Raw genomic sequence first — 24,243 nt, 5'->3', positions numbered from 1 at the left:
AATTCTTGAATATTTAAATCTGTTATTCTTTTCAAACTCGATTTCCATATAATAGTAGTAATACCAACATCATAACATTGCAGAGAGGTTGTTGTAGTTAAAGATGAACCAGATACCGAAGATCATCATGAAACTTCCACAGAAATAGAGTACTTTTGTGTGACTCCTTCTGGAGATGAAATCCTTTCCTCTGGATGTGGATGATGATACTACAACAAGGTAACTAAGGTCTGCCAGCCAGTGACCGGCGACAAATGCAATTATAGCAATCGTTCCTATAAGGTATTCCTGAAGTATTATGGCACTGCCTGCTGTAAGCCACCAGAGCACATAAGTTGGATTAAGTGCGGAAGTAAGGATGCCCGCAAGGATCGGACTCTTCGATATCCTGATCTTACTGGCCGTTCCGGTGATGTCCATCGTTGAAACACTTTTTGCGGTTTTAAAGATTATCAGTCCAAATAATATCATTATAATACCACCAACAATTGACATGTATGCAATGGTACTTCTTCCGATAAAGGATGAAATACCGCCAATTATCAGGAGTATTATGGATATCTCTACCAGTGAGTGTCCAAGGAAAATAAATGGTCCTGTGCGCCAGCCCTTTTCAAGTGATATTCCTATCGTGGCGAACATCATGGGTCCTGGAATAAGTGCAGCAGAAATGCCAATTGTAAATCCCAGGGCAAGTGCTTTGATAAGTTCTATCATAATATCGGGGACCTGATTATATGGTTCATTTATAAAAATGAACCTATATATAGACCTATGCCGCAGCGTCCCTATATTTTTACTTTATGCCATAATATGTATTCAAAGTTTAACAGTCTGATCTCCGATAAGAATACGATATAAGCCAATTCCTGTCGCAATACACCATAGAAGAGACCAGAGATTAGCAGATCCGACATTTGTTAAAAGGAAAAGTATTGCAGTTACTATTAACAGTATCTTCCCCATTTTCACTCTTAATGTATCAAGAGATTCGCCAGTCATATCGCCTTTGCTTTTTAGTTTCCGGGAATCAAGGATAGAAGGAATGAATAATATTACCATGGAAAGTAAAGCAGTGATCTCTATCAATGTTATATCTTCAATTGCAGTACTGTTTCCCTCGAAGATGCTGAATACAGATACAACTAGCATAAGTATTGATGCGACCAAATGAATCTGGTTTGGTGAAGATGCTCTGCTGTCAAGAAAAAACGCAGTAGTTGTTATTATTCCAAATATCCAGGTCAGTTGGTAGGTGAGAAATAAACTGAGTAGAAGCACAGATATTGTATCGAATGGTCTTGCTTTTAAGCCGGTCGAACGATCTACTATGCGTAGTAAGAGCAGAAGCCACAATAAGGGTAATACTGGATGTATCCCAAAGACTACAACAGGAATAAATGAAAGGATAACAGGAACAAAGGCAGCTATATCGTGGTCAGGGTCAACTTCTCTTGAGATTGCCCAGACCAGAAATATGGATGTTCCTCCTGTTATACCATATATCATTGAAATGATGATGGTATTGTTGAGGCTTAAATGGAATAATGAAGCAACTACCAGTACAATTACAAAGATCCATATTATCAGACGGTTGGTGGGATAGGCCGGATCAAGTGGACGATTGATGGATGTTATCCTGTTAATGTCCATACATAAGATGGTACGTTCTTAAATTTTAAAGTTTCTAAGAAGATGAAATCTATCAATATAAAAGACGAATGCCATCATTTTAAATAGTTTGGACTTCAAGAGATAAACCCTATGGCAATGTCTAAGAAGGATCTGGCAAGGAAGAGCGGAAAGAAGAAAGAAAAACTCGCTGAGCTTGAAAAGAAAGCAGCTGCTGGTGATGCATCTGCTAAGAAGAAGCTTGCAAAAGAGAAAAAGAAGTAAGTATCCTTATTTCTTTTTTCATTCTTTTTTACTATGATATTTCAAGAACATTTGAAGCGCTGCTTTTAAGTTTCTATAATTTTCATTCTTATTTTGTATATTGGCACAATACCAGTATGCTATTACAACTGAAACGAAGGTTTGGATCAAAATGAGGATGTTAGAAGAATTCTTCCCGGAATTTACGGAAAAGCTTGATGAGATCGACAAGTTGTATGCCGATAATAGAACCATTGATGAAAAGACATATCAGTTCATCTGTTTTGCTCTTTCCATCAAGGCAAGATCAAAACCCTGTGTGCTCAAACATTTCAAAGGTGCTCTTGAGGCCGGGGCCACTGTCAAGGAACTATCATACATATTTGCCCTTACAATGAGAGAGGCGGCAGGCGCTGATGACTGCTGGACACATGATGTAATTGGGGATTGGAAGGAGATCCTCAAAGGTAATGTTTCCTGTACTTGCTGTGGCGATGAAGAATAACAAATGAGTTCCTTTCAATTAATCAATCAATCAATCAATCAATCAATCAATCAATCAATCAATCAATCAATCAATTAATCAATCAAACAATTCATTTTTCTTTTCTTTTCTTTTTCACATACTTCTCCAGTTCTATCAGGAAGAAGACCGAGCTTGCGGTAATTACTATTATCACCCAGTCCATAGGGTCAATGGGGCTTGTCTTAAGGATCGCATTCATTGTAGGGTTGTATGTAATGAAAACCTGAAGAGATACCACCAGTGCTATCCCCATCAGCATGAATTTATTAGAGAAAAGTTCTCTGAATACATTCTCATAGATGGACTTACAGTTGAAAAGATAGAATATCTCGAAGAAGACTATTGTGTTGAGTGCTATTGTCTGAGCAGTGTTGCTATCCCTGCCGTTCCGCATCATCTCAAAGAAGTATAGCAAAAATGTAGCAGTTACCATTAACAATGCTACGGTGACAATCCTTTGCTTTATAACTGGAAGAAGAAGTGGTTCATTTGGTTGCCTTGGGGGTCTGTTCAGGAGTTTTTTTTCCATCGGTTCCAGTGTGATGGGTACTCCCAGTCCCAATGCAGTGACCGTATTGATCCAGAGAATGTGTAGTGGGAGCAATGGTGGATTCTTTAGTCCAATAATAACAGCTGCCAGCACTGCTAATCCTTCTGCTGCATTTGTAGGGAGTGTCCAGAGTATGACTTTCTGTATCTTGCTGTAGACATTCCTTCCTTCTTCTACAGCATTTACAATGGATGCAAAATTATCATCTGCAAGTACCATATCGGATGCATCCTTTGCAACTTCTGTACCTGACTTCCCCATGGCGACACCAATATCAGCATTCTCAAGTGCTGGAGCGTCGTTGATACCATCTCCTGTTACTGCTACGACCTCACCCTCTTGTTTAAGCAGACCAACAATTCTTGATTTATCCTCAGGAGATGTTCTTGCAAAGACTGATACTGTTTTCAGTGCTTCAGTGAGCTCTTCATCTGACATTCCCTGGATATCGCTTCCTGATAAGGCACCATCAGTTCGTATGCCGAGTTGCCTGGCGATCGTGTGACCGGTCAGGATATGATCTCCTGTTATCATTATCACCCTGATGCCGGCATTATTGCACTTGAAGATGGATCTTTTAACTTCTTCCCTTGGAGGATCGATCATTCCCTGCAGGCCAAGGAATATGAGGTCCTTTGTATCCTCCTCTTCGATCTCATCCTTTCCAGATTCTAATTTCCGGTATGCTGTTGCAATGACCCTGAGACCTTCAGATGCCATGTCCTCTGCAGCTGTAAGGAACTTTTCCGGGTCGATAGGTGACAGTTCTTTTCCACTGAACTGATGGCTGCAAAGTTCGATAAGTTTTTCAGGAGATCCCTTGACATATATCCAGCTATTTTTTACTTCATCCTGATGCAATGTTGCCATAAACCTTTCTTCAGATTCGAAGGGTATGGTATCAACTCTTTGCATGTAGAATTTTCCGGCTTTAGAGGCAGATACAAGAAGTGCTCCTTCGGTGGGATCGCCATCTATACCACCTTCTTCCCTTAGGTAAGCGTCATTACATAGTGCTCCGGCTTTGAGCGTCTCCATCAATGCGGGATGCTCAAACGGATCGATCTTCTTCCCCTGGAGCTCGAGATCTCCTTCTGTGGTATATCCGACACCGCTGACATCGAACTTTCCTTCCAGAGTGTAGATATTCCTTACCGTCATCTCGTTCTTGGTAAGCGTACCGGTCTTGTCAGAACAGATTACTGTGGCCGAACCAAGGCTTTCGACAGCAGGCATTGTCCGGATTATTGCATTTCGGGATGCCATTCGCTTTATTCCGAATGCCAGGGAGATGGTAATAAGTGCAGGCAGGCCTTCCGGAATGGCTGCAACTGCCAGGCTCACAGAGGCGAAGAATATATCCAGATCATCGAATCCCCTGAGCCTTCCGATAATAAATGTCAGTATTGCCAGTCCCAGGATCACAACAGCAAGTGTTTTTCCCATCTGGTCGATAGTCCTGACAAGAGGTGTTGAGATCTTCTTTGTTTTACTGATGAGTTCTGATATTTTTCCGATCTCGCTTTCAGAACCCGTAGCAACCACAATTCCAAGACCGCTTCCCTGAGTTACCAGTGTGCCTCCAAATGCAATGTTCTTCTGCTCTGCAAGTGGAAGGCCTTTGGTCTCTATAGGATCGATGTTCTTCTCCACAGCTGTGGATTCACCGGTAAGCATGGATTCGTCTATACGAAGGTTCTTTGCGTACATCAGCCGCAGGTCTGCTGGGATCCTATCGCCTGCTTCCATTATTGCGATATCACCTGCAACAAGTTCCCTGCTATGTATTATCATCCTCTGCCCGTCTCTTAGGATGCTTGTTTCGGGCACAAGCATCTTTGCAAGGGACTCAAGTGCATTTTCAGCTTTCCTTTCCTGAATGAAACCTATTAAAGCATTGGCAAGGATAACACCGAGGATCACTGCCATATCTGCATATTCCTCGAGAATGAATGTGACAAGTGAGGCTGCAAGAAGTACATATATGAGTGGGCTTGCGAATTGTCTTGCAAATCGATGAAGGGGACTCTCTTTCTCCTTTACCTCAACTTCATTGAACCCATACTTTGAAAGTCGAATTTCTGCTTCTTCGGCAGTAATACCATCTTCATCGGTGTTCAGTAAGGTAAGAACCTCATCGACAGGCACACGATACCATTTGATTTCCCCACTCATAGGTAATTATGTGTTATTGTAGGATGATATTCTTTTTGGTTTTTTGTTAGAATACCTTAATTCTATTAGAGTCTATAGTTTCTTAATGTGATTATTTAAAAATCAGCTGTAGGTATTATTAATTTCTATTTTTAAAGAAATGGTGCTTAGTATATTGATATTATTAAAAAGTTATTTTTTATGAAAGGCTATATATGTGTTTGACAGTATAGAATTAATTAATAAAAACAAGGCTTTCTAATTTGCAAAAATGTATGGTGGGTACTTCTTTGTTAATAGGCGGGGGTTGAGTTGAAGAATAAATATATCTGGTTTTTCACTATCTTTTTAGTGATAGCAACATCATTTTTGATTTTGTCAGTAGGTAATGCTACGGCTGAAGCATTTGAGAATATAGATGAAAAAGATGTTGCAGTAAGATATGTACTAAGGGATGTTGAGAAATCATTTACTTTTAGGAATGAGGGGATTGATATCACTTATATCAACATCTCAACAGATCTGACTGTGGGGGATGTAAAGGCAATAGTGGAATCTCTAAACTCGACCTCTTCAATGGTATCAACTCCGGCAGAAGGCCGAGTGTACAAGAACATCAACATATGGGTTGGTGATACCAAGCTTGAGCACAGATTGATAACTTCTGATGTAGGATTCAGAGTAAATCGTACCTGGCTGGAAGATAACGATGTTTCCGATCAATCTGTAAAACTAAGCATTTTTCTTAGTGGTAACTGGGACATTTTACCCACAGAAAAGATAGATGAGGATGATGATTACAGCTACTATGAGGCTAATACCTCAGGTGATCTGCGTACGCACTTCGCAATAGTTGAATCTATAGAAAATGAAGCAGTTTCATTGAATGCCGGCGAAGGATCTATTGCTGGGGAAAATCTGGTTTCTGAACCTATAAATGAAGAGTCGGCATTAGCTTTGGAAGGGGACACAAGTATTGTTGCAAGTGAATCTGAAGGAGCGACTGACTCGAACTTAAATATATTATTGTTTGCAATACCGGCACTTATAGTGCTTATAGTGCTATCCACTTCGTATGTTGGTAAAACAAAAGGATATCATGCTGAAGCAATAGGTAGTGCTCCTCCTCCTCAAGATGAAAAACAAGTTGCAGAGGATGCTGTTTCTGGAACTGTTTCAGATAGCACGAATGGTCAGGAAATTTCCATTCCATCCACTGAAACAATAACTCGAACCCAGGTGGATGAAATTCAGTTAATTGATATTGAACAGAAGATCAAGGCGCTGAAAGATTCTAACATTATCTCAGATATTGTTTACAAACATAAAAAATAAATAGGAACTATTAATCCTAATTTTGATAGGTTTGACTGGCAAAATTTAATTCACGAAAGAGTATATATGTCGTTGGAAGTATAGAATTAATTGATAGAAATACGGCTTTCCAACATTACAAGGATGTATGGTGGGTACTTCTTTGTTAATAAGAAGGTGTTGAGTTGCAGAGTAAAACTATCTGGCTTTTCACTATGCTTTTAGTGATTGCAACATTATTTTCCGTGCTAACATTAGCTTCAGGAACAACATTGCCGGAAAATACTACTGAAAGTGGTTTTGATCATAGCAGCAGTTCTGTTTCCGCGATTTCTAATGATGGAAGATATATCCTACTTAAAGCTGTACAATTCAACACAGAAGAAGTTACTTCTGTTTCCAGTATGTCAACTATGGAAAGCACTTCTTCTTCAACTTCCGATGAATATTATATAGTTCAGTTTAAAGGATATGTACTTGAAGACTGGAAACAGGATGTAAGAGATACTGGTGCAGTTATTTTTGATTATGTACCGAACAATGCTTTTATTATACGCATGAATTCTTCAGTCAAAACCGAAGTCGAGAATCTTGACTCTGTACAATGGGTAGGTCTATATTATCCATCATACAGGATCAGCCCGGGGCTCTCCTCTATTTCTGAAGATGCTGGTCAGGTAGATATAATTGTGATGCTCTTCGATTCAAAGGACAATGAGCATATTTTTAATGAGATTACCGGACTTGGCGGTGAAATAGTTGATGATTCTGGGGATATAATAAGAGTCAGGATCAATAAAATGAATATTTCTTATATTGCAGCTTTGGATGGGATCAGCTGGATAGAAAAATATGTGCAGCCTGTGATATTGAATGATGTTGCAGCTGGTATAATCAACGTTTCTTATGTTCAGGATACGCATGGATTAACCGGTAGTGGCCAGATCGTAGCAGTGGCAGATACTGGATTGGATACTGGTGTCGATGATAGTTCAATGCATGATGATCTTGAAGGTAGGATCAATGCATTGATAGATCTTTCTGATAACGGTGCAGCAGACATTTACACTGGACACGGAACTCATGTTGCAGGCTCTGTCCTTGGAGACGGTTCTAACTCGAGTGGCCAATTCAAGGGAATGGCACCAGAAGCACGACTTGTTTTTCAGGCTGTTGAAGATGCAGATGAAAGTCTTGGTGGAATTCCTGCAAACCTTTCATATCTTTTCCAACAGGCATATGATTTGAATGCAAGAATTCATACAAACAGTTGGGGAGCACCGTTAGATGGTGAATATACTGTAGATTCACGCAATGTTGATCTCTTCGCGTGGGAACATCCGGATATGCTGATTCTGTTCTCTGCAGGGAACAATGGTGAGGACTCAGACTCTGATGGAATAGTAGACCCTGATTCCATTGGATCACCTGCAACGGCAAAGAATTGTTTGACGGTTGGCGCATCGGAAAACAACAGGGTGAGTATAACTAATACATATGGTGGTAGCTGGCCGCTTGATTTTCCGGTAGGACCAATATACAGTGACAAAATGGCAGATAATATCGAAGGTCTTGCAGCATTTAGCAGTAGAGGGCCTACTGATGATGGTCGTATTAAACCTGATGTTGTAGCACCAGGTACATTTGTCATATCCACAAATTCAAGCGTGGCAACTGGACAATTATGGGGAGATTACGATGCTTATTACCGTTATAGTGGTGGTACAAGTATGTCTACTCCTATTGTTGCAGGTTCTGCTGCACTTGTGAGGCAATATTATGTCGAATATGAAAGCATAACACCATCTGCAGCCTTACTTAAAGCTACGATAATAAACGGTGCCTATAATATGACGCCCGGGCAATATGGCTCAGCTTCTACACAGGAAATACAAATACGTCCCGATGGAGCGCAGGGATGGGGGCGTGTGAACATCGAGGAATCACTTTTCCCAAAGTCCCCTCGAAAGATATATTATAATGATACATCCAGTACTATTAGCTTAAGTACATCTGAATCTTGGAACATTAATTACTATGTTGGTAGCAGTTCTGAACCACTTAAAGTAACGGTTGTGTGGACTGATTATCCTAAATTTGAAGCTGCAACATATGATTTGGTTAACGATTTGGATCTAACTGTGATAGGGCCAGGCAGCACCTACTTAGGAAATGGTGGAAGTCAATCTGATTATATAAATAATGTCGAACAGGTCGAAGTGCTATCGCCTTCTATTGGGTTATATACAATAACAGTAAATGGCACAGATGTTCCGAATGGGCCACAGCCATTTGCAATTGTTATGTCAGGGGGACTATATCCAGAATCTGCTGCTATCTATCCGGTTGCTGCTTTCAGTTCTAATACCACTGAAGGTCATGTCCCACTTACCGTAGCTTTCACTGATCTTTCAAGTAGTGCAAGTAGCTGGTCCTGGGATATTGATAATGACGGTACTGAAGATTATTCCACTCAGAACATTGTTCATACCTATGATACGATTGGTCTGTACACTGTCAATCTCACTGTCAGTAATCTCAATGGCACATCTTCCGAAGTCAAGACCGATCATATCAATGTGACTGCCGTTCCAATCCTGCCGGTTGCTGATTTCAGCTCGAATGTAACTGAAGGTCATGTCCCACTTACTGTAGCTTTCACTGATCTTTCAAGTAGTGCAAGTAGCTGGTCCTGGGATATTGATAATGACGGTACTGAAGATTATTCCACTCAGAACATTGCTCATACCTATGATACGATTGGTCTGTACACTGTCAATCTCACTGTCAGTAATCTCAATGGCACATCTTCCGAAGTCAAGACTGATCATATCAATGTGACTGCCGTTCCAATCCTGCCGGTTGCTGCTTTCAGTTCTAATACCACTGAAGGTCATGTCCCACTTACTGTAGCTTTCACTGATCTTTCAAGTAGTGCAAGTAGCTGGTCCTGGGATATTGATAATGACGGTACTGAAGATTATTCCACTCAGAACATTATCCATACCTATGATACGATTGGTTTGTACACTGTCAATCTCACTGTCAGTAATCTCAATGACACATCTTCCGAAGTCAAGACCGATCATATCAATGTGACTGCCGTTCCAATCCTGCCAGTTGCTGATTTCAGTTCTAATGTAACTGAAGGTCATGTCCCACTTACCGTAGCTTTCACTGATCTTTCAAGTAGTGCAACGTCCTGGTCCTGGGATATTGATAATGACGGTACTGAAGATTATTCCACTCAGAACATTGTTCATACCTATGATACGATTGGTTTGTACACTGTCAATCTCACTGTCAGTAATCTCAATGGCACATCTTCCGAAGTCAAGACCGATCATATCAATGTGACTGCCGTTCCAATCCTGCCGGTTGCTGCTTTCAGTTCTAATACCACTGAAGGTCATGTCCCACTTACTGTAGCTTTCACTGATCTTTCAAGTAGTGCAAGTAGCTGGTCCTGGGATATTGATAATGACGGTACTGAAGATTATTCCACTCAGAACATTGTTCATACCTATGATACGATTGGTCTGTACACTGTCAATCTCACTGTCAGTAATCTCAATGGCACATCTTCCGAAGTCAAGACCGATCATATCAATGTGACTGCCGTTCCAATCCTGCCGGTTGCTGATTTCAGCTCGAATGTAACTGAAGGTCATGTCCCACTTACTGTAGCTTTCACTGATCTTTCAAGTAGTGCAAGTAGCTGGTCCTGGGATATTGATAATGACGGTACTGAAGATTATTCCACTCAGAACATTGTTCATACCTATGATACGATTGGTCTGTACACTGTCAATCTCACTGTCAGTAATCTCAATGGCACATCTTCCGAAGTCAAGACCGATCATATCAATGTGACTGCCGTTCCAATCCTGCCGGTTGCTGATTTCAGCTCGAATGTAACTGAAGGTCATGTCCCACTTACTGTAGCTTTCACCGATCTTTCAAGTAGTGCAACGTCCTGGTCCTGGGATATTGATAATGACGGTACTGAAGATTATTCCACTCAGAACATTGTTCATACCTATGATACGATTGGTCTGTACACTGTCAATCTCACTGTTAGTAATCTCAATGGCACATCTTCCGAAGTCAAGATCGATCATATCAATGTGACTGCCGTTCCAATCCTGCCGGTTGCTGATTTCAGTTCTAATACCACTGAAGGTCATGTCCCACTTACTGTAGCTTTCACTGATCTTTCAAGTAGTGCAAGTAGCTGGTCCTGGGATATTGATAATGACGGTACTGAAGATTATTCCACTCAGAACATTGTTCATACCTATGATACGATTGGTCTGTACACTGTCAATCTCACTGTTAGTAATCTCAATGGCACATCTTCCGAAGTCAAGACCGATCATATCAATGTGACTGCCGTTCCAATCCTGCCAGTTGCTGATTTCAGTTCTAATGTAACTGAAGGTCATGTCCCACTTACCGTAGCTTTCACTGATCTTTCAAGTAGTGCAACGTCCTGGTCCTGGGATATTGATAATGACGGTACTGAAGATTATTCCACTCAGAACATTGTTCATACCTATGATACGATTGGTTTGTACACTGTCAATCTCACTGTCAGTAATCTCAATGGCACATCTTCCGAAGTCAAGACCGATCATATCAATGTGACTGCCGTTCCAATCCTGCCAGTTGCTGATTTCACAGCAACTCCGAGATCAGGCGATTATCCTTTAACAGTAGTTTTCACAGACCAGTCTGCTAATGCTACCAACTGGTTGTGGAACTTTGGTGATGGCAGCACTTCAACTCTACAAAATCCATCTCACACTTACACTGCGGAAGGTAATTACAATGTTTCTTTAAACGCCAGTAATCCAGAATTTTTTGATAATATTGAAAAGTTGAATTATATCACTGTTACAAAATCAAGTCCTAGCAGTAGTTCCTCCAGTGGCGGAGGTGGTGGTGGTGGCAGCAGCACCACAGCTGAAGACTATGATAACATAGCTGTGAAAGATGTTGCAGTCAGACATATGATAAAAGATTTGGAGAGGTCATTTACATTTAGGAATGAAGGCATTGACATTACTTACATCAATATCTCAACAGACCTGAATATGGGTGAAGTAAAGGCTATAGTTGAGTCTCTTAAATCAACATCTTCAATGGCATCAAATCCGACAGAAGGCAGGGTGTACAAGAACATCAATATATGGGTTGGCGATGATAGGCTTAAGAGCAGTTTGACAACTTCTGATGTAGGATTCAGAGTGAATAGTACCTGGCTTGAAGATAACGGAGTTTCGGAATATTCTGTAAAACTAAGCATTTATCGTAGCGGTGACTGGCATGTTTTGCCTACGGAAAAGATAGATGAGGATGATGAGTACATCTACTATGAGACGTCTACCTCTGGTGATCTACATTCACCTTTTGCAATAATTGAATACATAGAAACTGAACCGGTTTCATTGGATGCCGGCGAAGAAGCTATTGCTGAAGGCAGTCTGGTTCCTGAACCTATAAATGAGGAACCAGCATTAGCTTTAGAAGATGATGCAGGTATTGTTGTAAGTAGATCTGAAGGAGCAACTGACTCGGAGCTAAATATAGTCTATTTTGCAATACCGATACTCATGGTGCTTATAGTGTTATCTACTTCATATATTGGAGTAACCAAAGGCTATCATATCAAAGCGAAGGATAGGGTTGCCAACTTCCTTGATGAGGTAAAAGTTACAGAAGAAACTGCTTCTGATAGTACAAATTTGCAGGATATATCTGATCAGTCTGCTGAAAGAATACCTACTGCTCAGGGAAATGAAATACAGCCAGTTGATATTGAACAAAAGCTCAAAAAGATGGAAGAATCGGGAATTCTGTCGGATGTAATTCACAAGAACAAAAAATAAATCTGAGCTATATACCCCATTTTCTACCAAAGATCAGTGTATTTACCAATCAAAATTCGTATATCTCTTTTGATGAATTTTGGTCGTTTTAAAAACAACTAAAAAACTTCTGCTTATTTTCACTTGTAAAGGTAAGTTTCATCAAATATTATATATGGCTTTGTCATTATAGAAATAAATTAATTAAAAATATAGCTTTATAATATTGCAAGATTGTATGGTAGGTACGTCTTTGTTAATATAAGAGGGTTAAATTGCAAAGAAAAACGATTTGGTTCTTGATTATCTTTTTAGTGGTGGCAATGTTATTTCCGATCTTAGCATCTGCTTCCGGATCATCACTGCCGAAAAATACTACTGGAAGTAGTTTTGATCATAGCAGCAGTTATAGTTCTGCTACTTCTAATGATGGAAGATATATTTTGCTTAAAGCTTCACAATTCAATACGGAAGAAGCTGCTTTTGTTTCCAGTCTGACATCTACAGAAAGTATTTCTTTATCAGGGGACGGTGAATATTATATCGTTCAGTTCAGTGGATATATACTTGAAGAGTGGAAACAGGATGTAAGGGATACTGGTGCAACTATTTTTGATTATGTTCCAAATAATGCCTTTATTGTAAGCATGAACTCCTCAGTGAAAGCAGAGATTGAGATTCTGGATTCTGTACAATGGATTGGTCCTTATCACCCATCATACAGGATAAGTCCTTCCTTATCCTCGATTTCAGGTGAGTCCGATCAGATAGAGATACTTGTTATTCTCTTCAATGCAGAGGATAATGAGCGTATTTTTAATGAGATTATCGGACAGGGTGGTGAAATTGTTGATAATTCCGGAGATCTGATGAGGGTAAGGATCGATGGTACAAAAATATCTGATATTGCAGCTATCAAAGGAGTTAGCTGGATAGAAGAATACCACCAACCTGTTATATTGAACGATATTGCAGCTGGTATAATCAACGTTCCTTATGTTCAGGATACACATGGATTGAATGGAAGCGGTCAGGTCATAGCAGTGGCAGACACTGGATTGGATACAGGTTTTAATGATGGCTCAATGCATGATGATCTTGAAGGAAGGATCGATGCATTAATTGATCTCTCTGGTAATGGTGCAGCAGACATTTTCAGTGGACACGGAACTCATGTTGCAGGATCTGTCCTTGGAAATGGTTCTAACTCTAATGGCCAATTCAATGGGATGGCACCAGAGGCACATCTTGTTTTTCAGGCGGTCGAAGATCGATATGGTCGCCTTAGTGGAATTCCTACACATCTTTCAAGCCTTTTCCAGCAAGCGTATGACCTGAATGCAAGAATTCATACAAACAGTTGGGGATCTTCGGATCATGGCCAATATACATCTTATTCACAGGATGTTGATCTTTTCACATGGGAGCATCCGGATATGTTGATCTTGTTTTCTGCTGGTAATGATGGTGTTGATTCAAACTATGATGGAGTAATAGACCTTGATTCTATGGGATCACCTGCGACAGCAAAAAATTGCCTGACAATTGGTGCATCCGAGAACTACAGGCCAGACATGTCTGATACATATGGTGACAGAAAGCCATTTCTTTGGCCTACTGAACCAATATACAGTGACAAAATGGCAAATAATAGCGAAGGAATTGCAGCATTCAGCAGTAGGGGTCCTACTGACGATGGGCGTATCAAACCTGATGTAGTAGCACCTGGGACCTATATCATATCGACTAGGTCAAGCGTGGCAACTGGACAATTGTGGGGAGATTACGATGCTTATTACCGTTATAGTTCTGGGACAAGTATGTCTACCCCGATAGTTGCGGGTTCTGCTGCACTTGTGAGGCAATATTATGTAGAATATGAAAACATAACACCTTCTGCAGCCTTACTTAAGGCTACAATAATAAACGGTGCTTATGATATGTCTCCCGGCCAATATGATGGTGTATAGGAGATACAAGTGCATCCTGATGCAGCACAAGGATGGGGGCGTGTGGATGTCGGTGAATCACTTTTTCCAACGTTTCCTCGCAAAATATATTTCAATGATACCTCAAGTACGGTTAGCTTAAATACATCTGAATCCTGGGATATTAATTATTACGTTGGTAGCAGCTCTGTCCCCCTCAAAATAACGCTCGTTTGGACTGACTATCCCGGATCCCTAATTGCTGCAGGTGAATTGATCAATAACTTAGATCTAGTCGTAACAGGTCCTTATGATACCTATTTAGGAAATGGGGGAAGCCAGCCCGATACTATAAACAATGTAGAACAGGTTGAATTGTTATCTCCAACTACCGGCTGGTATACGATAACAGTGAATGGAACAAACGTCCCACAAGGACCACAACCATTTGCAATTGTTATGTCCGGATTATTTGGTAATGATTCTATTGCTCCTTCCAGCATAAGCGATCTTAATGCTCTGCCCAGTGAAACCTGGATAAATTGGAGCTGGACCAATCCTTCTGATCCTGACTTTGATCATGTAGAACTTTATCTTAATGGTGTTTTAAAGTTGAACAGCAGTTCAACTTATTATAATGCTACACCTCTTACTGCAAATACCAGTTACGAATTGAGCACCAGGACCGTTGATATCGTTGGTAACATTAATTCCAGTTGGATCAATTCCAGTGTGAACACCACTGCCGATACAACTGCTCCTTCCAGTATAACAGGCCTTGTTGGCAGTCCTGGGGAAACCTGGATCAACTGGAGCTGGACCAATCCTTCTGATCCTGACTTTGATCATGTAGAACTTTATCTTAATGGTGTTTTAAAGTTGAACAGCAGTTCAACTTATTATAATGCTACACCTCTTACTGCAAATACCAGTTATGAATTGAGCACCAGGACCGTTGATATCGTTGGTAACATCAATGTCAATTGGATAAATTCTACTGTAAGCAACGACATCACTGCTCCTTCCAGTATAACAGGTCTTGTTGGCAGTCCTGGGGAAACCTGGATCAATTGGAGCTGGAGCAATCCTTATGATCCTGACTTTTCTCATGTTGAGATCTACCTTGATGATATTTTCAAATTGAACACTAGTTCAACTTATTATAATGCTACACATCTCACTGCAAACACAAGTTATGAATTAAGCACCAGGACTGTTGATAACGTCGGTAACATCAATTTCAATTGGATAAATTCCAGTACAAATACCACTGCCGATACCACTACACCATCCAGTATAACCGGTCTTAGCGGTAGTCCTGGGGAAACCTGGATAAATTGGAGCTGGTCCAATCCTTCTGATCCTGACCTTGACCATGTTGAGTTGTATCTTGACGGTATTTTCCAGACTAATACCAGTTCAACCTCGTATAATGCTGGTGGTCTTACTGCTGATGCCGTTTATGAACTTAGTACCCGTACTGTTGATAGTGTCGGTAATATCAATTCCAGCTGGGTAAATCTGAGTATAAGTACAAGTGCTACAAAGTCAGATGATACATCATCTGGTAGTAGTTCCTCTTCCGGAGGTGGCGGTGGGTCTACCGGTGAAGCTTTCGATAACATCGTATTTAAGGATGTGAAAACAGAGAACATTGTAGGTGGACTTACAATTAGTTATCTCTTCGATGATGGACAGAATGCAATTCAATACATCAATTTCTCTGCACTGAGGAATAGTGGAAGAGTTTCAACAACTATCGAAGTGCTTAAGAACAAATCTGCAATGGTCGATGAAAGTGCTCCGGGAATTGTTTATAGCAATCTTAACATCTGGGTTGGTAAATCAGGATTTGCTACAGCAGATAACATTGCTGGTCCTGTTATAGGGTTCAGTGTGCCAAAAGACTGGCTGGCAGAGGATGGCATTGATGAGAATTCAATAGTACTATATCGACACAGTGAAGGCAAATGGAATGCTCTTGATACCGAGATGATCGGAGAAGATGGATCATACATCTACTTCGAAGCGGAAACACCGGGATTTTCACCATTTGCTATTGCAGCAGATATGGATAACGGAGCTGTGGCCGATGATATTGGTTTAATTGAAGAGGATTCCAGATTTTTTGTTGTTTCCAGTACTGTTAATATTACTGAACCCTCAGTAGAAGACTTGAACGAAACTGGATTTGAAGAAGCAGCTGACTCGGAGTTTGAAATACTATTCTTTGTAATACCAGTGGTTATGGTGCTTATATTGGTATTAGCTTCGTATGTTGCAAGATCAAAAGGATTATAATGTGAAAGCAAGAGACATTGTTGTGGGTCTCCGAGATAAAACAAAAGTTGCAGAGGATGATGTTTCTGAAAATGCTTCAGATGTGGTTCATAAGGACAAAAAATGATTGACTAAAAGTAGTCTAAAAAATCTATATCCCTATTACATCCTTTCTTTGTAGATAAGATTCTCGATCCTCTTCCTATCTGAAATATCGCAGAAACTTATCAGAACACCTATCAATTTGTCGTTCTCGCCTTTAATGGGTGATCCGATGATATCGACAGGGATTCTTGTGTTGGTCTTTGTAACCAGAAGTGTCTGGCTTGCAAGTCCATAGAACATACCTTCGCGAACGACTTTCTCAATGGGGTCCTCAGCGGCTTTACCGGTTTCTTCACTTTCGACATAGAATATGTCCTTTAATGGTTTTCCAAGTACATCATCCTGCTTCCAGCCGGTAAGTGCTTCTGAAAAAGGGTTCATGAACTTAATGTAGCCATCCTGGTCAGTAGCGATCATTGCATCGCCAGTGTTGTTTAGTATTGCAGTAAGCCATTTCTGACTTTCCTTTAGTTTACTCTCCATCTCATGCTTGTAAAGAGCGATCTCGATGTTGGTGCGAAGTTCACTTTCCTCAAAGGGCTTGAGTATATAACCAAAAGGTTCTGTCAACTTTGCTCTTTGCATAATGGTTTCATCGGCATAGGCAGTGATGTAGACAAGAGGTATCTCGTAGTCGATATGGATATGGTTTGCAGCTTCCACACCGTCCATTCCATCCTTTAACATAATGTCCATCAAAACAAGGTCCGGTAAATTCTGTTGTGAATTCTCCAGGATCTTAAGGGCTTCCCTGCCACTGTATGCTGGAACTATATCATAATCGTATGATAGGTATGCAGTAAGCAATTCGACATTATCAGGTTCATCGTCGACTACAAGTATTTTGGTTCTACCATTCTCAGCCATATTAACACCTAATGGACAGGGTTTCGGAGTCAAATTCATTATTTTTCATACGATCACTGCTATAATACATCGGTTTTCAGTAAGCGATTTATATTTGAACCTTACAATCATTATTGTAATGAACAATATATAATCATTACTATTTTACGATTTATTTATGATTTATATCGCTATTATTGCTTTTTATCCTACAATGCTCATATTGGATACTCTCAGTGATGGTGCAATTGTTCCACCAACTTTGCGAACATCGGCTCCAGCACCGGTTATGTTATTGAGCATTTCAAAGATATTGCCTGAAAGCATAAGGGACTTGATAGGTTTGTCTATTTGTCCGTCCTTTATTGTGAAGGCGTTCCTGGCTTCTACTGAGAAGTCTCCTGAAATAGCATTTGCAGTATGGGCACCTATCACCGTGTTGATAAAGACACCTTCTTCAGTTTCAGCTATTACATCACTTTGAGGATAATCTATGATCAGATTACGAGAACCTACCGAAGGTGTGGAAGCATAGGAGTGGCGTGTACCATTTCCTGTACTGTTGGTATCATCCTTTCCTGCAGTATAGTTATCATAGAGGTAGGATCTGAAAATACCCTTATCGATGATCTCTGTGCGCTGGGATGGGGTTCCTTCTTCATCGGAGATGGATGTCTCAATACCAGCATGAAGGGTGCCATCGTCTACTATTGTGAGCTCTGATGTGGCAATTTCTTCATCGATCTTACCTATAAGCGATGATCTTCCCTTTTGCACATTATCGGCATCAATGGATGGTTCAAATGTATTTCCGAGGATGTCGGAAAATGCGAATGGGTGAAGTATGACATTCGTTTTCTGAGGTTCGATGGATATGCCGTTCTGTGATCTGATGGCAAGGTCTGAAGCATTTTTACCTATGTTGAACGTATCAATGTCAAGGAAACGTGATACCTCAAAGTCATAGGCTGTGGAGATGTCTCCTTCTGTTGTGATAACATCTACGAAACCGGAGACTCCGGTACCTTCATCAATTACCTCAACACCGTTGGTGTTCATTATCATTTGTTTGCTGATAGTTGTGGAGAAACTCCCTGAGGTCGTGTTAATGTTTGGTATTGACAACGCACCATTGATCATTTCACCTGTCAGTGAAATACACTCGTCCAGCCCAAGCTCCTCTATCTTTTTGTCAAAGGTTCCTGAAACTTTCGGATATTTTGAATTTGAAGGCAGTGATCTCCAGTCCGGATCGCTTTCTCTTATTTTTGCAGAATCTACAGCTACTTTTACAGTTTCATCGATACTTTCCACGATATTTGTGCTTGCAAAACCTACTGCACCGTTGACAATAGTTCGAATTCCAATACCCTGACTGCTTCTGTCTTTTGCGGATTCGATCGTGTTCTTCTTTATATCTGCAGTTATGGACCGGCTGTGTACGATAAAAACTTCAGCTTCATCGGCACCCAGTTGTTCAGCTATTTTCAGTGTTTTTTCAGCAAGGTCGAACATCTCAGGCACCTCCTACTAGTGCTTTTGAAATTGATATGTGTGGTGAACCATCCGAGACCGGTGCAAGCTGACCGCCTTTACCACATCTTCCCGAATGCATCTTAAGGTCGTTTCCGACCATTGTGACATTATTAAGGATCTCAAGTGTTTTGCCGGAAAGGGATACATCGCGAATCAATGTGGTCACTTCCCCATTCTCTATAAGATAACCTTTTTCGGCATTGAACTGGAATATCCCCTCACCTGTATTGACCTGACCGCCACGTGAGCCGGTAAGGTACATGCCGTCTTTGACATCTTCCAGCATCTCGTCAAAATTGGAATCACCATTGTCAATATAAGTATTGCTCATCCTTACGATAGGTTCAGAATATCCCTGTGCGCGACAGTTCCCGGGTTCTCCGCCAAGGGCTGCTGCAGTTTCCCTTGAGTGTATGTATGAGTTTAAGGTACCATCTTTTATGATGGTGGTCTTTGAGGACGTGACACCTTCAGAATCAAAGGGGTAGTACCCGTATTCATGAATAGTAGGGTCATCGATTATGTTAATAAGTGGTGAAGCGATCTGTTCTCCGATACGTCCTTCAAGTATGGAGCTTCCTTCAAGTACAAGGTCTGCTTCAGATGCATGGCCTACGGCTTCATGGGCAAATACGCCTGCAAGTTCCGGGTCGAGTATAACGGGAAGTGTTCCACCCTTTGCCTGTTTTGCACCAAGTAATTCCACAGCAGTTCTTCCTGCGGATTCGGCGAGAGCAAATACATCGTTCTTCTCAAAAAGTTCATAGCCGGAAACTCCGAAACGGCTTTCTCTGCCTACCTGGTAAGCTCCGCCTTCGCTGGCCACTGCACTGATGGCGAATCCAGTTCTTATTAGATCGTATTCACAATCAATACCTTCGGAATTGATGTATTGTACTTTGACAGAAGCTTCAGAATAAACTGCAGAGGTACTGCTAATTCCATCTATCTTTGCATGACTGTCTATGTCTTTCAACAACTGGACCTTCTCTTCAATTGGAATGTCCTTGGGATCAATAGTAGCAACCGGGAGGTCTTTAACTACCGGTTCTTCCGTGGGTTTGAGCTCAACCTTGTCTTTTGGAGAGATGTTGTTCATCTGCTGTGCAAGCTCTGAAGCCGAACTGATAGCATCTTTAATATCAAAGTTCCCCTCAGCTGTAGTAAATCCCCAGGATCCTCCGCATAATGCGCGAACTCCACATCCCCTGCTGTAATTTACCGAGATCTCTTCGATATTGCCATTATCAAGGACGATCGAGGTAGATGTACCATCGATCACCCTGGCGTCGTAAAAACAAACTTCATTCATTGTTGCTACCTGTGAGCGTTTCAACTTCAGATTTTGGAATGGCATTCATTTCTGTCAGTTTCCTGAGCTTCTCAATAATGCCTGCTTTGTCTTCACCTACAAGGCTATGTTCGATGACCTCTGCAATTGTTGTTACAGGTATGATCTCAACCATATCTCTATAGTTCTCCTCGATAAGGACATCGGCTTCGTTGGATTTTGGAATAATGACCTTCTTGATGCCTGCCTGTGCTGCAGCTTCTATCTTGTAGGTAGCACCGCCTATTGGCAGTACGTCTCCTCTGACAGAAAGAGAGCCTGTCATTGCAACGGTCTGGTCGATAGGGATGTTTTCCATTGCAGATATAACAGCAGTTGCAATTGATATTGATGCACTGTCACCTTCCACACCTTCATAGGTTCCAATGAACTGGATATGAATATCGTGATTGATCACATCGTCCCCGGTTACGTTCTTGATGACTGCTGAAACGTTCTGTACAGCTTCCTTTGCTATATCTTTCAGCATACCAGTGGCGATAACGTGTCCTTGACCAGTAGATTGTGTCGGTGTCACTTCTGCCATGATCGGAAGTACAATGCCGGAATCTCCACCCATGACCGCAAGTCCGTTGACCCTGCCGACAGCTGCTCCTACCTTGGTAAAGAGCTGATAGTCCTTACGCCTCTCCAGATAGCTGTCTGCGAGTTGCTGTTCAATTGAACGTGCGATCTTCTTTGCTGCCAGAACATGCTTTGCAGTTGTGATCTCTGCGTTCTCGGAGTGAGCAATGTCACCGGCAACCCGGATAAGTCCTCCAAGGTCACGGAACTTAAGGGTAAGATGGCCTTTTCTTCCTGCTCTTCTTCTTGCTTCCCTGATCACTTCATTTACTGCATCTTTATCAAATGAAGGGATGTGTCCATCTCGTGCAACTTCCTGTGCTACAAAGCGGACAAGTGTCTTCCTGTTCTCAAGAGTATCTTCCATTGAATCTCTCATGAAGACCTCGTATCCATATCCCTTGATACGTGAGCGCAGTGCAGGGTGCATCTTTTCCATGGCATCGAGGTTACCTGCTGCTACCATGATGAAGTCACATGGAACTGGTTCTGTCTTTACAAGTGCACCGGAACTGCGTTCGGACTGACCTGTAATGGCATATTCCTTCTCCTGTAATGCTGTGAGGAGGCTTTGCTGTGATTCAAGTTTTAATGTGTTGATCTCGTCAATGAAAAGCACACCTTTGTGTGACTTGTGGATGTCTCCGCTCTCAACCCTGTCGTGGGATGGTGTTTCAAGTCCACCTGACTGGAATGGGTCGTGTCTGACATCTCCAAGGAGTGCACCAGCGTGTGTTCCTGTTGCATCGATGTATGGTGCGTGGTCTTTCTGGTAATTTGAAACGATGAGCTTTGGTATCATCATTTCTTCTTTTGGCATGAACTGTCTTGTCAACATAAGTATCATGATAGCTGCAATGATACCCCAGAGCAACTGCCCAACATAGAAGGAATACATTACAATACCAAATACAAGGAACATCATCAGCATATTGCGTGACTGTGCTTTCTTGCGTGATTCCATCTTATGGGCTAACACGATCTCCCTGCCTTTGCCGGCAGGTACTTCCCTGATCTTTGGATTGTTATTGTCCTCAAGATTAGGATATGTCATTATATCTTCAAGTTCTTCCTTTGGCAAAAGTTCAGCCATTGCTTTTGCGAGCATTGATTTTCCGGTACCTGGTGTACCTATCATCATTACATGACGCCTTTGGCTAGCTGCTTTCTTTACAACTTCAACGGCGTGGTCCTGCCCGATGACCTGATCGATCAGTAATTCAGGTACATCTATTGAATTTGTAGTGTTAAAATCTTCACCGAACAGTTCGGCTTCTTCATTAGGAGTCATTTCGTTGTCCATGGTTAACTCACATTTTAACAGTATGATATGCAGATATTTACAGGAAATATGCACTAATGTAATTGTTTCGAGAATTTTTCTATATTATAATAGAGGCATTCAACTAAATATATTTAACTATTTCAGTCCGGTCTGAAAGCTATGGCTTGATATGTTTTTAGTTGGTTTTGTATGCTCGATAAAATTAATTTGTTTGCCGAAAATAAAGCTGGATCTTTGGGGAATCATGTACATCAGTAAAATGTCGTTTCGTGACAAAAATAAAATAGAATCGATGTAAAAGTAAAATGAAATATATGTAAAAATAATAGAATTTATTAAAGAATATTTAGGGAAAAATGATTGCTTTTCGGATCTATTTCGTTTCCCTTTAAATTCTTTAAAATAAAGTTTCATTATATTTCATTAATTTATTTGATTAATTTTTGTTGTAGTTATTAAATTTGATCGATTTTATCATTCAATAAGATCGAGGATCCTTATTGCAAGTTTTGCAGCATTTGCACCGTTATCGATACCAACGCTGGCAACAGGCACTCCTGGAGGCATCTGCACAACTGAGAGCAATGCATCAAGTCCGCCAAGTTTTGCACTGACAGGTACACCGATCACAGGTTTCATTGTCTTGGAAGCAATGACTCCCGGAAGTGCGGCGGATAGTCCTGCAATAGCAATGTAGACCTTTGCATCACTGCTGGCGATGTGGTCTTCAAGTTTGTCGGGGTCTCTGTGTGCGGAAATAACATTTACTTCAAAGGAGTATTTTGTATCTTCCAATACTTTTGTAACGCGGTTTGCAATTGCGTGATCTGATTCAGAGCCCATTAATATTGAAATATCTACCATTTTTATCTCCATTAGGGGAGGTTCCCTTCCCCACTAAGTTCATGTTGGCGCTCAATGCTCATCCTGATAAGGATCTCAAAGATCTCTTTGACAGCGCCGGAATCAAGGTTTTTTTCGGTTGCAATGTTAGCAGCTCTGTCAAGAACAACATGGTTTTGCGTATCATCATTGATAGCTCTGTGTTCTTGCCTTTTGCTCTCCAACACATCATCTGCAAGATCGGTGCGTTCCGCGATCAGTTTTATGATCTCGTTATCGATCCTCTCGATCTTGCTGCGAACTTCATCTATTGCGGTCATGTTTACCCACGAAATTAAAGTTTCATTAAACCTTCATTATTAATCTTGGTATTTATCACTTTTCCGGTAGTGCCAAACTCTGCCCATATTTTTATAAGTTCATTTGCCAGACCTTTATCAACAAGTGCAGAATATGCGGGACCTGTGCCCGATAAACTAACTCCTTTTACGCCGATCTTCAGGGCTTCCATCATTATATCAGTACTGAACCCAAGTGCTCCGCAATAGAGGAATCCGTTAAGCGTCATGGCTTTTTCATATTCCTCTTCAAGTGCAAGCTCATAAGCCATATCGACCCAGGGTGCAATAAGCTCAGAGTTATGAACATTGGTCTGTGAACTGAAAGACTGCCTGTCGGGTGCAAAGATAATTACATCCATCTCTTTCTCGGTGCGTTTGATAAGTTCGTTCTTCCTGTTGTCCGTGACAACGATCCCACCAAAAAAAGAGGCACAAGCATCATCAAGAGCACCTGTGATGGTAACGCCTGCATCCTTTGCTGCCCTTACTCCAAGATGTACTGCATCCATGGGTTCCATTGTTTCACCAATGGCATCAAGGGTTGCAAGAATGGTTGCATTTGCAGCCGCACTGCTGCTTTTCAGTCCGCTTGCCAGCGGCACTTCACTGCTTGTGTGGACATTGCCTCCCATCTCAATATCAAAATGCTCAAGGACAAGTTCCACTGACCTTTCGATCAGTGTAGTGTCACCCTGCGGCACATTTTCAATGGTGCCGCTTATTTTTGAGCTGTTGTTTGTAAGTTCAACATCTGCAAAGGTCTTCAGGTCAACTCCGAAAGCGGCTCCTTTCCATGTTGCAATTGCATTAATGATGGTTCCTGCACCGAGTGCATAGGCATGTCCTGTTAGTGTCATATCAAATTCCCGAGACTA

At 41.2% G+C, this 24,243-nt stretch carries 16 protein-coding genes; 6 read left to right on the top strand and 10 right to left on the bottom strand.

Annotation, left to right across the window (positions count from 1 at the left end; all coding sequences use genetic code 11):
* Positions 1-69 precede the first annotated feature (69 nt).
* Both J7W08_RS05050 and J7W08_RS05045 read right to left on the bottom strand, forming a co-directional pair.
* Positions 70-717: a LysE family transporter gene (locus J7W08_RS05050; protein WP_233085545.1), complete on the bottom strand. Its 648-nt coding sequence runs from the start codon at positions 715-717 to the stop codon at positions 70-72.
* Positions 718-819: 102 nt separating this feature from the next.
* Positions 820-1,653: a hypothetical protein gene (locus J7W08_RS05045; RefSeq protein WP_233085544.1), complete on the bottom strand. Its 834-nt coding sequence runs from the start codon at positions 1,651-1,653 to the stop codon at positions 820-822.
* A 111-nt stretch (positions 1,654-1,764) separates the two neighbouring features.
* Between J7W08_RS05045 and J7W08_RS12215 the strand changes: the two genes are divergently transcribed.
* The gene (locus tag J7W08_RS12215; protein WP_256360048.1) at positions 1,765-1,896 is read left to right on the top strand and encodes a hypothetical protein; all 132 of its coding nucleotides are present in this window, start codon (positions 1,765-1,767) and stop codon (positions 1,894-1,896) included.
* A 151-nt stretch (positions 1,897-2,047) separates the two neighbouring features.
* Positions 2,048-2,380: a carboxymuconolactone decarboxylase family protein gene (locus J7W08_RS05040; RefSeq protein WP_233085543.1), complete on the top strand. Its 333-nt coding sequence runs from the start codon at positions 2,048-2,050 to the stop codon at positions 2,378-2,380.
* Between the two features lie 91 nt (positions 2,381-2,471).
* Here J7W08_RS05040 and J7W08_RS05035 read toward each other — a convergent pair whose 3' ends face one another.
* Positions 2,472-5,126, bottom strand: coding sequence for a cation-translocating P-type ATPase (locus tag J7W08_RS05035; protein WP_233085542.1), 2,655 nt, complete (start codon positions 5,124-5,126; stop codon positions 2,472-2,474).
* A 291-nt stretch (positions 5,127-5,417) separates the two neighbouring features.
* On the opposite strand from J7W08_RS05035, the gene J7W08_RS05030 reads away from it, so the two are divergent.
* The 4 genes from J7W08_RS05030 to J7W08_RS05015 all read left to right on the top strand — a co-directional run bounded on the left by J7W08_RS05030 (position 5,418) and on the right by J7W08_RS05015 (position 16,518).
* Positions 5,418-6,440, top strand: a complete 1,023-nt coding sequence (locus tag J7W08_RS05030; RefSeq protein ID WP_233085541.1) for a PGF-pre-PGF domain-containing protein — start codon at positions 5,418-5,420, stop codon at positions 6,438-6,440.
* A gap of 164 nt (positions 6,441-6,604) precedes the next feature.
* Positions 6,605-12,310 (top strand): PKD domain-containing protein, encoded by a 5,706-nt coding sequence (locus tag J7W08_RS05025; protein WP_233085540.1) that lies wholly within the window; start codon positions 6,605-6,607, stop codon positions 12,308-12,310.
* A 302-nt stretch (positions 12,311-12,612) separates the two neighbouring features.
* Entirely contained in the window at positions 12,613-14,259 is a 1,647-nt protein-coding gene (locus J7W08_RS05020) for a S8 family serine peptidase (RefSeq protein ID WP_233085539.1), read from the top strand.
* 9 nt (positions 14,260-14,268) lie between these two features.
* Positions 14,269-16,518: a PGF-pre-PGF domain-containing protein gene (locus J7W08_RS05015; RefSeq protein ID WP_233085538.1), complete on the top strand. Its 2,250-nt coding sequence runs from the start codon at positions 14,269-14,271 to the stop codon at positions 16,516-16,518.
* 141 nt (positions 16,519-16,659) lie between these two features.
* Here J7W08_RS05015 and J7W08_RS05010 read toward each other — a convergent pair whose 3' ends face one another.
* The 7 genes from J7W08_RS05010 to J7W08_RS04980 all read right to left on the bottom strand — a co-directional run bounded on the left by J7W08_RS05010 (position 16,660) and on the right by J7W08_RS04980 (position 24,225).
* Complete coding sequence (locus J7W08_RS05010) at positions 16,660-17,469, bottom strand: ATP-binding response regulator (protein ID WP_233085537.1); 810 nt, start codon at positions 17,467-17,469, stop codon at positions 16,660-16,662.
* A 183-nt stretch (positions 17,470-17,652) separates the two neighbouring features.
* Entirely contained in the window at positions 17,653-18,963 is a 1,311-nt protein-coding gene (locus tag J7W08_RS05005; protein WP_233085536.1) for a TldD/PmbA family protein, read from the bottom strand.
* Position 18,964: 1 nt separating this feature from the next.
* Positions 18,965-20,296, bottom strand: coding sequence for a TldD/PmbA family protein (locus J7W08_RS05000; protein ID WP_233085535.1), 1,332 nt, complete (start codon positions 20,294-20,296; stop codon positions 18,965-18,967).
* A complete protein-coding gene (gene lonB / locus J7W08_RS04995) occupies positions 20,289-22,202 on the bottom strand; it encodes an ATP-dependent protease LonB (protein ID WP_233085534.1) in 1,914 nt (637 codons plus the stop codon). The genes J7W08_RS05000 and lonB overlap by 8 nt, the downstream gene beginning before the upstream one ends.
* Before the next feature lie 456 nt (positions 22,203-22,658).
* A complete protein-coding gene (locus tag J7W08_RS04990) occupies positions 22,659-23,048 on the bottom strand; it encodes a 5-(carboxyamino)imidazole ribonucleotide mutase (RefSeq protein ID WP_233085533.1) in 390 nt (129 codons plus the stop codon).
* Between the two features lie 11 nt (positions 23,049-23,059).
* On the bottom strand, positions 23,060-23,347 hold the full coding sequence (locus J7W08_RS04985; RefSeq protein ID WP_233085532.1) for a chorismate mutase: 288 nt from the start codon (positions 23,345-23,347) through the stop codon (positions 23,060-23,062).
* 14 nt (positions 23,348-23,361) lie between these two features.
* Entirely contained in the window at positions 23,362-24,225 is an 864-nt protein-coding gene (locus J7W08_RS04980; protein ID WP_233085531.1) for a shikimate kinase, read from the bottom strand.
* Between the last annotated feature and the right edge of the window lie 18 nt (positions 24,226-24,243).

Source organism: Methanococcoides orientis (assembly GCF_021184045.1).
GTDB classification, from domain to species: Archaea; Halobacteriota; Methanosarcinia; order Methanosarcinales; family Methanosarcinaceae; genus Methanococcoides; species Methanococcoides orientis.
This window is presented reverse-complemented; position numbering and strand designations above follow the sequence as displayed.